The 14,308-nt window shown below is 64.1% G+C and carries 15 protein-coding genes; 11 read left to right on the forward strand and 4 right to left on the reverse strand.

The features are described 5' to 3' along the window. Positions 1–2 precede the first annotated feature (2 nt). From LU682_RS27170 to LU682_RS27185, 4 genes are read right to left on the reverse strand one after another with little or no spacing between them, the layout of a single operon-like run. Entirely contained in the window at positions 3–2,027 is a 2,025-nt protein-coding gene (locus tag LU682_RS27170; protein ID WP_232014163.1) for a methyl-accepting chemotaxis protein, read from the reverse strand. A gap of 47 nt (positions 2,028–2,074) precedes the next feature. Further along, complete coding sequence (locus tag LU682_RS27175; RefSeq protein WP_010955559.1) at positions 2,075–2,629, reverse strand: chemotaxis protein CheW; 555 nt, start codon at positions 2,627–2,629, stop codon at positions 2,075–2,077. Next, positions 2,626–2,991, reverse strand: a complete 366-nt coding sequence (gene pilH / locus LU682_RS27180; RefSeq protein WP_003249327.1) for a twitching motility response regulator PilH — start codon at positions 2,989–2,991, stop codon at positions 2,626–2,628. The genes LU682_RS27175 and pilH overlap by 4 nt, the downstream gene beginning before the upstream one ends. Before the next feature lie 47 nt (positions 2,992–3,038). Then, on the reverse strand, positions 3,039–3,440 hold the full coding sequence (locus LU682_RS27185) for a response regulator (protein WP_010955560.1): 402 nt from the start codon (positions 3,438–3,440) through the stop codon (positions 3,039–3,041). A 238-nt stretch (positions 3,441–3,678) separates the two neighbouring features. On the opposite strand from LU682_RS27185, the gene gshB reads away from it, so the two are divergent. The 11 genes from gshB (at position 3,679) to phaC (ending at position 14,300) form a co-directional block, all read left to right on the forward strand. Continuing rightward, positions 3,679–4,632: a glutathione synthase gene (gene gshB, locus LU682_RS27190; protein ID WP_010955561.1), complete on the forward strand. Its 954-nt coding sequence runs from the start codon at positions 3,679–3,681 to the stop codon at positions 4,630–4,632. A gap of 91 nt (positions 4,633–4,723) precedes the next feature. Next, on the forward strand, positions 4,724–5,629 hold the full coding sequence (locus LU682_RS27195; protein WP_010955562.1) for an energy transducer TonB: 906 nt from the start codon (positions 4,724–4,726) through the stop codon (positions 5,627–5,629). A gap of 169 nt (positions 5,630–5,798) precedes the next feature. Beyond that, positions 5,799–6,368, forward strand: coding sequence for a YqgE/AlgH family protein (locus tag LU682_RS27200; protein ID WP_003249318.1), 570 nt, complete (start codon positions 5,799–5,801; stop codon positions 6,366–6,368). Then, on the forward strand, positions 6,368–6,793 hold the full coding sequence (gene ruvX / locus LU682_RS27205) for a Holliday junction resolvase RuvX (protein WP_010955563.1): 426 nt from the start codon (positions 6,368–6,370) through the stop codon (positions 6,791–6,793). Before LU682_RS27200 ends, ruvX begins: the two co-directional genes overlap by 1 nt. Before the next feature lie 49 nt (positions 6,794–6,842). Further along, positions 6,843–7,361 carry a bifunctional pyr operon transcriptional regulator/uracil phosphoribosyltransferase PyrR gene (pyrR, locus tag LU682_RS27210; RefSeq protein WP_003249313.1) on the forward strand — a complete coding sequence of 173 codons (519 nt, stop codon included), beginning with the start codon at positions 6,843–6,845 and terminating at the stop codon, positions 7,359–7,361. Positions 7,362–7,373: 12 nt separating this feature from the next. Further along, complete coding sequence (locus LU682_RS27215) at positions 7,374–8,378, forward strand: aspartate carbamoyltransferase catalytic subunit (RefSeq protein WP_003249311.1); 1,005 nt, start codon at positions 7,374–7,376, stop codon at positions 8,376–8,378. After that, a complete protein-coding gene (locus tag LU682_RS27220) occupies positions 8,375–9,646 on the forward strand; it encodes a dihydroorotase (RefSeq protein ID WP_010955564.1) in 1,272 nt (423 codons plus the stop codon). The genes LU682_RS27215 and LU682_RS27220 overlap by 4 nt, the downstream gene beginning before the upstream one ends. A gap of 211 nt (positions 9,647–9,857) precedes the next feature. Next, complete coding sequence (gene hslV / locus LU682_RS27225) at positions 9,858–10,388, forward strand: ATP-dependent protease subunit HslV (protein WP_003249309.1); 531 nt, start codon at positions 9,858–9,860, stop codon at positions 10,386–10,388. A 76-nt stretch (positions 10,389–10,464) separates the two neighbouring features. Continuing rightward, positions 10,465–11,808, forward strand: coding sequence for an ATP-dependent protease ATPase subunit HslU (gene hslU / locus LU682_RS27230; protein WP_003249308.1), 1,344 nt, complete (start codon positions 10,465–10,467; stop codon positions 11,806–11,808). Between the two features lie 166 nt (positions 11,809–11,974). Further along, positions 11,975–12,352 (forward strand): gamma-butyrobetaine hydroxylase family protein, encoded by a 378-nt coding sequence (locus LU682_RS27235; protein ID WP_010955565.1) that lies wholly within the window; start codon positions 11,975–11,977, stop codon positions 12,350–12,352. A gap of 268 nt (positions 12,353–12,620) precedes the next feature. Beyond that, a complete protein-coding gene (gene phaC / locus LU682_RS27240) occupies positions 12,621–14,300 on the forward strand; it encodes a class II poly(R)-hydroxyalkanoic acid synthase (protein WP_010955566.1) in 1,680 nt (559 codons plus the stop codon). Positions 14,301–14,308 lie beyond the last annotated feature (8 nt).

Below are 14,308 nucleotides of genomic sequence, written 5' to 3' on the forward strand. Positions count from 1 at the left end.
CCTTAACGCGGCTCGGTAGGGGGTGGCAGGGTGAAACCGGACACCGAACGGCGCATCTCGCTGGCCATGCGGGCCAAGTGGCGGATGCTGTCGGCAGTGGCACCGGAGCCGGCAGAGGTTTGCGCGGTAATCTGCTGGATCACCGCCATGGTGTGGGAGATCTGCCCGGCCGACGAGGTCTGCAACTGGGCAGCGTCGGAGATGCTGTGGATAAGGTCGGCGAGGTTCTGCGACACCCCTTCGATCTCGGCCAGCGCCACCCCGGCATCCTGGGCCAGGCGTGCGCCACGCACCACTTCGGCGGTGGTCTGCTCCATGGAGATCACCGCTTCGTTGGTATCGGCCTGAATGGTACGCACCAGCGCCTCGATCTGGCGGGTGGCAGACGATGAACGTTCGGCCAGGCGCTGCACCTCGTCGGCAACCACGGCAAAGCCGCGGCCGGCCTCACCGGCCAGCGAGGCCTGGATGGCGGCGTTCAGGGCGAGGATGTTGGTCTGGTCGGCAATGTCGTCGATCAGGCTGACGATGTCGCCGATTTCCTGTGAGGACTCGCCCAGACGCTTGATCCGCTTGGCGGTGTCCTGGATCTGCTCGCGAATGTTGTCCATGCCGTTGATGGTGTTGTGCACCACCTCGTTGCCCTTGTTGGCAATGGCCACCGAACGCTCGGCCACCTTGGCCGATTCGTAGGCATGCGCCGAAACCCGGTCGATCGACTCGACCATGTCACCCACCGCCTCGGAGGCCTCGCTGATCTGTGCAGCCTGGTGCTCGGAGGCCTTGGCCAGTTGCCGCGCAGTGTTCTGCGTGTCCTGCACGGCGGCGGCGACCTGCACTGCACTGTGGTTGATGGTGGCGACCAGGTCGCGCAACTGGTCCACGGAATAGTTGATCGAGTCGGCAATGGCACCGGTGAAGTCTTCAGTCACCGATACGGTCACCGTCAGGTCGCCATCTGCCAGCTCTTCGATTTCGTCGAGCAGGCGCATGATGGCCTGCTGGTTGCGTTCGTTCTTTTCTGCGGTCTCGCGCAGTTGGCGGTTGGTGGTGCGCACCATGACCAGGCCGATGAGGATGATCGAGGCCAGCGCCAGCAGCCCCAGGACATAGCCGCCAACGGTGTCGAGGGTGCGCCCGCCAGCCAGGTTCTCGAAACCGTTCGCCAGGTGCGACGCTTCGTCGAGCAGGGTTTGCGAAAGGCTGAAGATGTTGCCCGCGGCCTCTCGAACACGGAACAGTTCGGGCGAGGTTTCGAGGATTTCATCCACCGAACCGGCAACGAACTGGAACAACTCGGCGATTTCGGCCAGCCGCGCACGCGCGTCGGCGTCCTCGACGCGGGTGACCTGGATTGTCGCATTGCCATTGATCATGCCCTCCAGCACCTGGCCAAAGCGCCCGGCGTCACGGCCGAAGGCGTCGGCCGCCTGGGCGGCGCTGTCGTCACCGGCCAGCACGGTGTTGACCGAGCCAAGGATGCGTTCGGCCAGCAACAGCTGGCGCTGGGCCACCGCAACCTGATTGGCCGGGGCACCGCTCTGCAGCAGGATCTCGACCACTTTTTCGTATTCCACCTGCAGCTGCGGCACGGTCTCGGCCAGGGTCGCTGCCACCTGGTGCAGCGACAGCACGGTCTGCTCGCTGGCCAGGATGATGTCGGTGTTCTTGCGCAGGTTTTCCCAGTCGCGGCGTACCGATTCCATCTCGTCACGCACCGCAGGTGGCGCAGGCGGCAGGCCAGTGGACTTGTCACCCTGGCGCAGGTAACCCCAGCGTCGTTCGAAGTCATTGCGCGCATCCGACAGCAGCTTGAAGGCCAGGGCCTTGCCGGTGGCCGCCTCGGTGGCGTTCTTGGCGATACGCTGCGACAGCACGCGCAGCTCGCCGGCATGGCCGATGTACTGCTTGTCGTAGTTGGATTGGGTATTCAGGTAAGCAAAGTTGGCGAACAGCAAGATGATCGAAAGGATCAGGATCAGGAACAGCACGGTGATCTGCGCGATGCTGCGGGTACGTGGGCTCACGGTGGTGGCAGTGACGGGGGCGGCAGGCTTGTTCACGTTCGCAGGTCCTATAACGCCACATCGAGAAAGCCCGGCGCCTGGGCCAGGGCAAAGGGGCTGAAGATCGCCCAGTTACGTTCACGCGGAAAATACCCCTGCACAAAGCGTGCAGCGGCAGGGATCAGCGGCTGCGGCGGCGACAGCTGCAGGCTGTCGAGGGCAAAGTGCTGAAGGCCCAGCACCTCGTCGACCAGCAAACCGACGAACAGGTCGTCGTGATCCAGCACCAGCACTCGCCGCTGCTTGCCCGGTGCGGCGTGGCCAAGGCCGAAGAAGCAGCTCAGGTCCATCACCGGCAACAGCCGGCCACGCAGGTTGGCCACCCCGCACACCCACGGCTGCACGCCGGGAACGCGGCTACTGCGCGGCTCGCGCAGCACCTCGGCCACTTCGCCCATGGGCGCGACGAACCACTGCCCGGCAATGCGAAAGCCAATGCCGCTCCACTGCTGCACGCGGTTGTCCTGCGGCGGCTGGTCGGCAACCAGCAGGCGACAGCGCCGGTCGATGTCCAGCAACAACTCAAAGGCGGTCAGCGACGCGCCTTGCGGGCGGGTGGTCAAGCCCCCAGCACTTCTTTGAGCTTGGCGATCAGCGCCTCCTCTTCCACCGGTTTGGTCAGGAAGTCACGGGCACCCTGGCGCGTGGCCCAGATACGGTCGGTTTCCTGGTCCTTGGTGGTTACCACGATCACTGGAATAGCGCTGGTGTCCGGGTCCTTGCTGAGCTGGCGGGTGGCCTGGAAGCCGTTCATGCCAGGCATGACGATGTCCATCAGCACCGCGTCGGGCTTGTCCTGCCGGGCCAGGGCCACGCCGTCGGCACCGTTGCTGGCCTTGAGCACCTGGTAGCCGTGCTTTTCCAGCCATTCGGTCAATCTGTACATCTCTGTCGGCGAGTCGTCGACAATCAGAACTCGGGCCATGCTGTTTCCCCATCAGGAAAGTAGGACCGCGCCATGGCGGGGCTCGGTCAGGGTGCGTGTTGTTGAGGTGCGGCAAACCCGGGCACATGGGCGCGGATCGCGTCGAGCAGTTCTTCCTTGCTGAACGGCTTGGTCAGGAACTGATCGGAACCGACCACCCGCCCGCGGGCCTTGTCGAACAGGCCATCGCGGGACGACAGCAGGATAACCGGGGTGTCCTTGAAGGCACTGTTGTGCTTGATTACCGCGCAGGTCTGGTAGCCGTCCAGGCGTGGCATCAGCACATCGACGAAAATGATACTGGGCTGATGGTCGACGATCTTGGCCAGGGCATCGAAGCCATCGCTGGCGGTGATCACCTCGCAGCCCGCTTCACCGAGCAACATCTGCGCGGTGCGGCGGATCGTGCGGGAATCGTCGATCACCATCACCTTCAGGGGTTGTTCCATAGACGCCTACCAGTAGGATTGAAGCCGCAAGTTGCAAGCGGCAAGCTGCAAGAAAGCAGCTCGGCGCATGGATGCTCTTTTCTTGAGGCTTGTAGCTCAAGGCTTGCAGCTGCATTTTTAGCATACTCCGGGTGGCCATTCCATCTGCCGCGCCCCTTGACCGTCGGCGTTCGCGGCGCCACCCTGAGCCACTTTTCTTTCGATCCACCGCGGCCACCTGCCGCCAAGAGGACCACCCATGAGCGTTCGCCTCGGCATTGTGATGGACCCCATCGCGTCCATCTCCTACAAGAAGGACAGCTCGCTGGCCATGCTGCTGGCCGCCCAGGCACGCGGCTGGAGCCTGTTCTACATGGAACAGCAAGACCTGTATCAGGGCGAAGGCAAGGCCCGCGCCCGCATGCGCCCGCTGAAGGTGTTTGCCGACCCTGCACGCTGGTTCGAACTGGGCGAGGAGCAGGACAGCCCGCTGGCCGAGCTGGACGTGATCCTGATGCGCAAGGACCCGCCCTTCGACATGGAGTTCGTCTACAGCACTTACCTGCTGGAACAAGCCGAGAACGACGGCGTACTGGTGGTAAACCGCCCACAAAGCCTGCGCGACTGCAACGAGAAGATGTTCGCCACGCTGTTCCCGCAATGCACCACCCCGACCCTGGTCAGCCGCCGCCCGGACATCATTCGCGAATTCACCGCCAAGCATGCCGACGTGATCCTCAAGCCACTGGATGGCATGGGCGGTACGTCGATCTTCCGTCACCGGGCTGGCGACCCCAACCTGTCGGTGATCCTGGAAACCCTGACCGCACTGGGCACCCAGCAGATCATGGCGCAGGCTTACCTGCCGGCAATCAAGGACGGCGACAAGCGCATCCTGATGATCGATGGCGAGCCAGTGGACTATTGCCTGGCACGCATTCCGGCCAGCGGCGAAACCCGTGGCAACCTGGCCGCAGGCGGGCGTGGCGAAGCCCGCCCACTGACCGAGCGCGACCGCTGGATCGCCGCTCAGGTCGGCCCGACGCTGCGCGAGAAGGGCCTGCTGTTCGTTGGCCTGGACGTGATCGGCGACTACCTCACCGAAATCAACGTCACCAGCCCCACCTGTATCCGCGAAATCGATGCCGCCTACAACACCGATATCGGTGGCAAGCTGATGGATGCCATTGATCGCAAGCTAAAGGCACGCTGACAGCCAACGCGAAGTAAAGCCGTAGAGTGGGGTATGATGCCGGTCCTATTCGACTGAGCTGCTGCCCCGCCCTGCGGTTGCTGGATACCTGATGACGCACCCCGCTGACGTCCCTGCCGACCTGCTGCCTCCCCGTGTTCGCCCTGCGGACCGGCTTGGCTTCACCCTGTTCCTGGCTGCGCTGGTGCACCTGGCGCTGATCCTTGGCGTCGGCTTCACCGTGGTCAAGCCTGCCGAAATCCGCCACACCATGGACATCACCCTGGCCACCTTCAAGAGCGAGAAACCGCCCGAGAAGGCTGACTTCCAGGCCCAGGACAACCAGCAAGGCAGCGGCACCCTGGACAAGAAAGCGGTGCCCAAGACCACTGAGCTGGCGCCGTTCCAGGACAGCAAGATCAACAAGATCACCCCACCGCCTGCGGCCAGGCCCGAGGTGGTCCCACCCCCTCCCCCGAAAAAGTCGGCAGTGGTGACGACGGCGCCCAAGCCGCACAAGGTCGAGCCCAAACCCAAGGAAAGCAAGGCGCAGCCCAAGCCAGCCGCGCCGACGCCGGACTTCGACAGCTCGCAGCTGTCCAGCCAGATCGCCAGCCTGGAGGCGGAGCTGTCCAACGAGCAGCAGATGTACGCCAAGCGCCCGCGCATCCATCGCCTGAACGCCGCATCGACCATGCGCGACAAGGGCGCCTGGTACAAGGAAGAGTGGCGCAAGAAGGTCGAGCGCGTGGGTAACCTCAACTACCCCGACGAAGCACGCCGACAGCAGATCTACGGCAACTTGCGCATGATGGTGTCGATCAACCGCGATGGCTCGCTGTACGAGGTGCTGGTACTGGAATCATCCGGGCAGCCCGTGCTGGACCAGGCGGCGCAACGCATCGTGCGGCTGGCCGCGCCGTTTGCACCGTTTACCGGGGATCTAGCCGAGTTCGACCGGCTGGAGATCATCCGCACCTGGCGCTTTGCCCGTGGGGACCGTTTGTCCAGTAACTGATTTTCTGCATGTGCCGGCCTCTTCGCGGGCACGCCCGCTCCCACGGGTTGCTCACCGGCGCTGAAGCCTGTGGAGTATCGGCGGGAGCGGGCATGCCCGCGAAGGGGCTGGCAAAAGCGACACAAAGCCCACCTTGTCAGTCTCGCCACCTGGCGCCACACTATCCCCCATGAAAACCCTCGCACCCAGCTACCTCAAGCACCAGTTCCTGATCGCCATGCCGCACATGGCCGATCCGAACTTCGCCCAGACCCTCACGTATATCGTCGAGCACAATGAGCATGGCGCCATGGGCCTGGTGGTCAACCGACCACAGGAACTGAGCCTGGCCGACATCCTCGAGCAACTGCGCCCGGACGAAACGCCGCCGGCCAGCACCTTGCAGGTGCCGATCTACCAGGGTGGCCCGGTACAAACCGACCGCGGCTTCGTGCTGCACAGCAGCGAGTGCAGTTTCCAGGCCAGCGTGGCGCTGGAAGGGCTGTCGCTGACCACGTCACAGGACATATTGCTGGCTATCGCCGCCGGTGTGGGCCCGAAACAGAGCCTGATCACCTTGGGCTATGCCGGTTGGGAAGCGGGCCAACTGGAAGCGGAACTGGCCGACAACGCCTGGCTGAACTGCCCGTTCGACCCGGAAATCGTCTTCGGCATGGCCAGCGACCTGCGCCTTGAGGCTGCGGCCGCCAGCCTGGGGATCAACCTGCACCTGCTGACCAGCCAGGCGGGCCACGCCTGATGGCTGATCTACGCCTGCTGCTGGGCTTCGACTATGGCAGCAAACAGATCGGCGTGGCCGTCGGCCAGGTGATTACCGGCCAGGCCCGCGAACTGTGCACCCTGAAGGCGCAGAACGGCGTACCGGACTGGGCCCAGGTGGAAAAGCTGATTGCCGAATGGAAGCCAGATGCCATTGTCGTCGGCCTGCCGCTGAACATGGACGGCACACCCAGCGAAATGAGCGCCCGCGCCGAAAAGTTCGCCCGCCGCCTGAACGGCCGCTTCAACCTGCCCGTGCACACGCACGACGAGCGCCTGACCACCTTCGAGGCCAAAGGCGAGCGCATGGCCCGTGGCGGCCAGCGTGGCAGCTACCGCGACAACCCGGTCGATGCCATTGCCGCCGCCTTGTTGCTGCAAGGCTGGCTGGAGGCCAATACCTGATCATCTTTGCCGCCGGGCCCACCCGGCGCCCCCTTCCGAGGAGCCCGCAATGAGCCTACCCAATCCCGCCGAGCTGATCCGGCAGATGGCTGTCGACCTTCGTGCCCACCTGGCGCGCCGGGCAATCACCGAGCCCCGTTACATCGGTATCCGCACCGGCGGCGTCTGGGTTGCCCAGGCCCTGCAGGATGCCATGGGCGACACCAGCCCAATGGGCACCCTGGACGTGTCGTTCTACCGCGACGACTTCAGCCAGAACGGCCTGCACCCACAAGTGCGCCCGTCCGAGTTGCCGTTCGAGGTCGAAGGCCAGCACCTGGTGCTGGTGGATGACGTGCTGATGAGCGGTCGCACCATCCGCGCGGCGCTCAACGAACTGTTCGATTACGGCCGCCCGGCCAGCGTCACCCTGGTCTGCCTGCTGGACCTGGATGCCGGCGAACTGCCGATTCGCCCGAACGTGCTCGGCGCCACCCTGTCGCTGGGCGCCCATGAACGGGTAAAATTGACCGGACCCGCACCGCTCGCCCTCGAGCGCCAGGACCTCGCCTCCGCTTCCGCCCTTTAAGAGTCCCCCGCGATGACGCCAATCGACGCCAAGCGCCCGCTGCAGCTCAATGATCAGGGCCAGCTGCGCCACTTCCTCTCGCTTGACGGTTTGCCCCGCGAACTGCTCACCGAGATCCTCGACACCGCCGACTCCTTCCTGGAAGTCGGTGCCCGGGCTGTGAAAAAAGTCCCGTTGCTGCGCGGCAAGACTGTGTGCAACGTGTTCTTCGAGAACTCGACCCGTACCCGTACCACCTTCGAACTGGCAGCCCAGCGCCTGTCGGCCGACGTGATCAGCCTGAACGTGTCGACCTCCTCGACCAGCAAGGGCGAAACCCTGTTCGACACCCTGCGCAACCTCGAAGCCATGGCCGCCGACATGTTCGTCGTACGCCACTCCGACTCCGGCGCCGCGCACTTCATTGCCGAGCACGTGTGCCCGGAAGTGGCCGTGATCAACGGCGGTGACGGCCGCCACGCGCACCCCACCCAGGGCATGCTCGACATGCTCACCATCCGCCGTCACAAAGGCAGCTTCGAAAACCTGTCCGTGGCGATCGTCGGCGACATCCTGCACTCGCGTGTGGCCCGTTCCGACATGCTCGCGCTCAAAGCGCTGGGTTGCCCGGACATCCGCGTGATCGGGCCGAAAACCCTGATCCCGATCGGTATCGAGCAGTACGGCGTAAAGGTCTACACCGACCTCGCCGAAGGCCTGAAGGACGTCGACGTGGTGATCATGCTGCGCCTGCAGCGTGAGCGCATGGCCGGTGGCCTGCTGCCCAGCGAAGGTGAGTTCTACCGCCTGTTCGGCCTGACGACCGCCCGCCTGGCCGGGGCCAAGCCTGACGCCATCGTCATGCACCCGGGCCCGATCAACCGTGGCGTGGAAATCGAATCGGCGGTTGCCGATGGCAAGCACTCGGTGATCCTCAACCAGGTCACCTACGGTATCGCCGTGCGCATGGCCGTGCTGTCCATGGCCATGAGCGGGCAGAACGCGCAACGTCAATTGGACCAGGAGAATGCCCAGTGACCATCAGTATTCTTGGCGCCCGGGTGATCGACCCCAACAGTGGCCTGGACCAGGTCACCGACCTGCACCTGGACGGCGGCCGCATTGTCGCCATCGGCGCCGCACCGGCCGGTTTCAGCGCCAGCCGCACGATCCAGGCTGATGGCCTGGTCGCTGCGCCCGGCCTGGTCGACCTGGGCGTGTCCCTGCGCGAGCCGGGTTACAGCCGCAAAGGCAACATCGCCAGTGAAACCCGCGCTGCCGTTGCCGGCGGTGTCACCAGCCTGTGCTGCCCGCCACAGACCAAGCCGGTGCTGGACACCTCGGCGGTAGCCGAACTTATTCTTGACCGCGCCCGCGAAGCCGCCAACAGCAAGGTCTACCCGGTCGGCGCTCTGACCAAGGGCCTGGAGGGCGAGCAACTGGCCGAACTGGTGGCCCTGCGTGACACCGGTTGCGTAGCGTTTGGCAACGGCCTGAAGGAAATCCCCAACAACCGTACCCTGGCCCGCGCCCTGGAGTATGCCGCCACCTTCGACCTGACGGTGGTGTTCCACTCCCAGGACCGCGACCTGGCCCAGGGCGGCCTGGCCCACGAAGGTGCCATGGCCAGCTTCCTCGGCCTGCCGGGCATCCCGGAGAGCGCCGAAACCGTGGCCCTGGCGCGCAACCTGCTGCTGGTGGAACAGAGCGGCGTGCGTGCGCACTTCAGCCAGATCACCAGCGCCCGTGGCGCGCGGCTGATCGCCCAGGCCCAGGCCTTGGGCCTGCCGGTAACCGCCGATGTAGCGCTGTACCAGCTGATCCTCACGGACGAGTCGCTGCGCGAGTTCTCCAGCCTGTACCACGTGCAGCCGCCGCTGCGCACCGCTGCCGACCGTGACGGATTGCGCGAGGCGGTGAAGTCGGGGGTGATCCAGGCCATCTCCAGCCACCACCAGCCGCACGAGCGCGACGCCAAGCTGGCCCCGTTCGGCGCCACCGAGCCGGGTATCAGCAGCGTCGAGTTGCTGCTGCCACTGGCCATGACCCTGGTGCAGGACGGCCTGCTCGACCTGCCGACCTTGCTGGCCCGCCTGAGCAGCGGCCCGGCTGCCGCCCTGCGCCTGCCGGCCGGTGAGCTGAAAGTGGGTGGCGCGGCCGACCTGGTGCTGTTCGACCCGCAAGCGTCCACCGTTGCTGGCGAACAATGGTTCTCCCGTGGCGAGAACTGCCCGTTCATCGGCCACTGCCTGCCGGGCGCGGTGCGTTATACCTTGGTCGATGGCCACATCTGCCACGAGGCCTGAGTACCATGCTTAGCGGGCACGCCCGCTCCCACAGGATCACCACAATTCCAAGGCATGTGGTAACCCTGTGGGAGCGGGCATGCCCGCGAATGCCTTCACATAGTCCCCCCGCCAAGCGCGACCATTCATCCCCCCCGGTTGAAATCCTTCCCCCCACCCCCATATGAGTCTGCATCAGGCACTTTCGCCCCGCTGCGTGGAGACTCTCCCCTTGACCACAATCGTTTCTGTCCGCCGTAACGGCAAAGTCGTCATGGGCGGCGACGGCCAGGTATCCCTCGGCAACACCGTGATGAAAGGCAACGCCAAGAAGGTGCGCCGCCTGTACCACGGCCAGGTCATCGCGGGCTTCGCCGGCGCCACTGCCGACGCCTTCACCCTGTTCGAGCGCTTTGAAGGTCAGCTGGAAAAACACCAGGGCCACCTGGTACGCGCCGCCGTCGAGCTGGCCAAGGAATGGCGTACCGACCGCTCCCTGAGCCGCCTGGAAGCCATGCTGGCCGTGGCCAACAAGGATGCATCCCTGATCATCACCGGCAACGGTGACGTGGTCGAACCCGAAGATGGCCTGATCGCCATGGGGTCCGGCGGCGCCTATGCCCAGGCCGCAGCCCGTGCCCTGCTGAACAAGACCGACCTCTCGGCCCGCGAAATCGCCGAGACCGCCCTGAACATCGCCGGCGACATCTGCGTGTTCACCAACCACAACCTGACCATCGAGGAGCAGGACCTGGCCGACTGATTCAGCTGTTCTGGCGCCCCTTCCCGGTGAAGGGGCTTTTCCACGCTGACTCACCTGCCCAAGGACCGTATTGATCATGTCCATGACCCCCCGCGAGATCGTCCACGAACTCAACCGCCACATCATCGGCCAGGACGACGCCAAGCGCGCCGTGGCCATTGCCCTGCGCAACCGCTGGCGGCGCATGCAGCTCCCTGCCGAGCTGCGTGCCGAAGTCACCCCCAAAAACATCCTGATGATCGGCCCTACCGGCGTCGGCAAGACCGAAATCGCCCGCCGGCTGGCCAAACTGGCCAACGCGCCGTTCCTCAAGGTCGAGGCCACCAAGTTCACCGAAGTGGGCTACGTGGGCCGCGACGTCGAGTCGATCATCCGTGACCTGGCCGATGCCGCGCTGAAGATGCTGCGCGAGCAGGAAATCATCCGCGTGCGCCACCGCGCCGAAGACGCCGCCGAAGACCGCATCCTCGACGCCCTGCTGCCCCAGGCACGCGTCACCAGCTTCAGCGAAGAAGCCGCACAGACCAGCAGCGACTCCAACACCCGCCAGCTATTCCGCAAGCGCCTGCGCGAAGGCCAGCTGGACGACAAGGAAATCGAGATCGAAGTGGCCGATGCCGTCGGTGTCGAAATTGCTGCGCCGCCTGGCATGGAAGAAATGACCAACCAGCTGCAGAGCCTGTTTGCCAACATGGGCAAGGGCAAACGCAAAGCGCGCAAGCTGAAGGTGAAAGAAGCGCTGAAGATGGTTCGCGATGAAGAAGCGAGCCGCCTGGTCAACGAGGAAGAGCTCAAGGCCAAGGCCCTGGAAGCAGTCGAACAGCACGGTATCGTGTTCATCGACGAAATCGACAAGGTTGCCAAGCGTGGCAACGTTGGCGGCGCCGACGTGTCCCGTGAAGGCGTACAGCGCGACCTGCTGCCGCTGATCGAAGGCTGCACCGTCAACACCAAGCTGGGCATGGTCAAGACCGACCACATTCTGTTCATTGCCTCGGGTGCATTCCACCTGAGCAAGCCGAGCGACCTGGTGCCCGAGCTGCAAGGCCGCCTGCCGATTCGTGTCGAGCTCAAGGCACTGACCCCGGAAGACTTCGAGCGCATCCTGCAGGAGCCGCACGCGTCGCTGACCGAGCAGTACCAGGCATTGCTGAAGACCGAAGGCCTGAACATCGAGTTCCTCGCCGACGGCATCAAGCGCCTGGCCGAGATTGCCTACCAGGTCAACGAGAAGACCGAAAACATCGGTGCCCGCCGCCTGCACACCCTGCTCGAGCGTTTGCTCGAAGAAGTGTCGTTCAGTGCGGGCGACCTGGCCAGCACCCATGACGAAGCGCCGATCCAGATCGACGCGGCGTATGTGAACAGCCACCTGGGTGAGCTGGCACAGAACGAAGACCTGTCGCGTTACATTCTGTAAGACCGGTTTCGACAGTTTCGCGGGCAAGCCCGCTCCTGCACGCGCCACCACAACCCTTGGGCCTGTGGTGATCCGTGCGGGGGCGGGCTTGCCCGCGAAGAGGCCCTTGAATCCCTCCCCCATAAGCTGGAAGCTGTGCTTCATCAGCTCCCGAGAGATTCTGCCCATGGCCCGCCTGCCTACCGCCATCAACCTGCACAAAGCCTCCAAGACCCTCAGCCTCACCTACGCACCCGGCGAGGTCTACCACCTGCCCGCCGAATTCCTGCGCGTGCACTCTCCCTCCGCCGAGGTCCAGGGCCACGGCAACCCCATCCTGCAGTTCGGCAAGATCAACGTCGGCCTCAGTGGCTTGGAACCTGCCGGCCAATATGCACTGAAACTGACCTTCGACGACGGCCATGACAGCGGCTTGTTCACTTGGGAATACCTTGAGCAACTGTGCCTGCGCCAGGAACAACTGTGGGCAGAATACCTCGATGAGTTGCAAAAGGCCGGCAAATCCCGCGACCCAGCCGAATCTGTGGTCAAGCTCATGCTCTAGCGCAAGGCCTGCGGGGTTTAGAGCGCATTTTCTAAATTCATCTGTTTGAATGACTTGCAGACAGCCCAGTGAAGGGCTGTCTTGCGCATTACACGAAAGTCGGGTAACCAATGGGTGTGGCAAGTTCCCTGCATGACTTTGCAGGTCGGCAGAACCCACGCAGCACCGCTGTTCCTTATCACTGGTCACCCGAGTAGCAGTACCGGGCTCAGGGCTGTGCACCCGCCACAGCAACCGGTACTCGTCTCAGGACAACGGAGCGTCGTAGATGAGTAACAAGAACAACGATGAGCTACAGCGGCAGGCCTCGGAAAACACCCTGGGGCTGAACCCGGTCATCGGCATCCGCCGCAAGGACCTGTTGAGCTCGGCACGCACCGTGCTGCGCCAGGCCGTGCGCCAACCGCTGCACAGCGCCAAGCATGTGGCTCACTTTGGCCTGGAGCTGAAGAACGTGTTGCTGGGCAAATCCAGCCTGGCCCCGGACAGCGACGACCGTCGCTTCAATGACCCGGCCTGGAGCAACAACCCGCTGTACCGCCGCTACCTGCAAACCTACCTGGCCTGGCGCAAGGAGCTGCAGGACTGGGTGAGCAGCAGCGACCTGTCCCCCCAGGACATCAGCCGCGGCCAGTTCGTCATCAACCTGATGACCGAGGCCATGGCGCCGACCAATACCCTGTCCAACCCGGCTGCGGTCAAACGCTTCTTCGAAACCGGCGGCAAGAGCCTGCTCGATGGCCTGTCCAACCTGGCCAAGGACATGGTCAACAACGGCGGCATGCCCAGCCAGGTGAACATGGATGCCTTCGAAGTGGGCAAGAACCTGGGCACCAGCGAAGGCGCGGTGGTGTACCGCAACGATGTGCTGGAACTGATCCAGTACAGCCCCATCACCGAGCAGGTGCATGCCCGTCCGCTGCTGGTGGTGCCACCGCAGATCAACAAGTTCTACGTGTTCGACCTCAGCCCGGAAAAGAGCCTGGCGCGCTTCTGCCTGCGCTCGCAGCAGCAGACCTTCATCATCAGCTGGCGCAACCCGACCAAGGCCCAGCGTGAATGGGGCCTGTCCACCTACATCGATGCGCTGAAAGAAGCCGTCGACGCGGTGCTGTCGATTACCGGCAGCAAGGACCTGAACATGCTCGGCGCCTGCTCCGGTGGCATCACTTGTACCGCACTGGTGGGCCACTATGCCGCCATTGGCGAGAACAAGGTCAACGCCCTGACCCTGCTGGTCAGCGTGCTGGACACCACCATGGACAACCAGGTTGCTTTGTTTGTCGACGAGCAGACCTTGGAGGCCGCCAAGCGCCACTCCTATCAGGCGGGCGTGCTGGAAGGCAGCGAAATGGCCAAGGTGTTCGCCTGGATGCGCCCCAACGACCTGATCTGGAACTACTGGGTAAACAACTACCTGCTCGGCAATGAGCCCCCCGTGTTCGACATCCTGTTCTGGAACAACGACACCACGCGCCTGCCGGCCGCCTTCCACGGCGACCTGATCGAAATGTTCAAGAGCAACCCGCTGACCCGCCCCGACGCCCTGGAAGTGTGCGGCACCGCGATCGACCTGAAACAGGTCAAATGCGACATCTACAGCCTCGCCGGCACCAACGACCACATCACCCCCTGGCCGTCATGCTACCGCTCGGCACATCTGTTCGGCGGCAAGATCGAATTCGTACTGTCCAACAGCGGGCATATCCAGAGCATCCTCAACCCGCCGGGCAACCCGAAGGCACGTTTCATGACCGGTGCCGATCGCCCGGGTGACCCGGTGGCCTGGCAGGAAAATGCCATCAAGCATGCAGACTCCTGGTGGTTGCACTGGCAGAGTTGGCTGGGCGAGCGTGCCGGCGCGCTGAAAAAGGCACCGACCCGCCTGGGCAACCGTACCTATGCCGCCGGCGAAGCCTCCCCAGGCACCTACGTTCACGAGCGTTGAGTTACAGC

This window comes from Pseudomonas alloputida (genome assembly GCF_021283545.2).
Classification (GTDB): Bacteria; Pseudomonadota; Gammaproteobacteria; order Pseudomonadales; family Pseudomonadaceae; genus Aquipseudomonas; species Aquipseudomonas alloputida.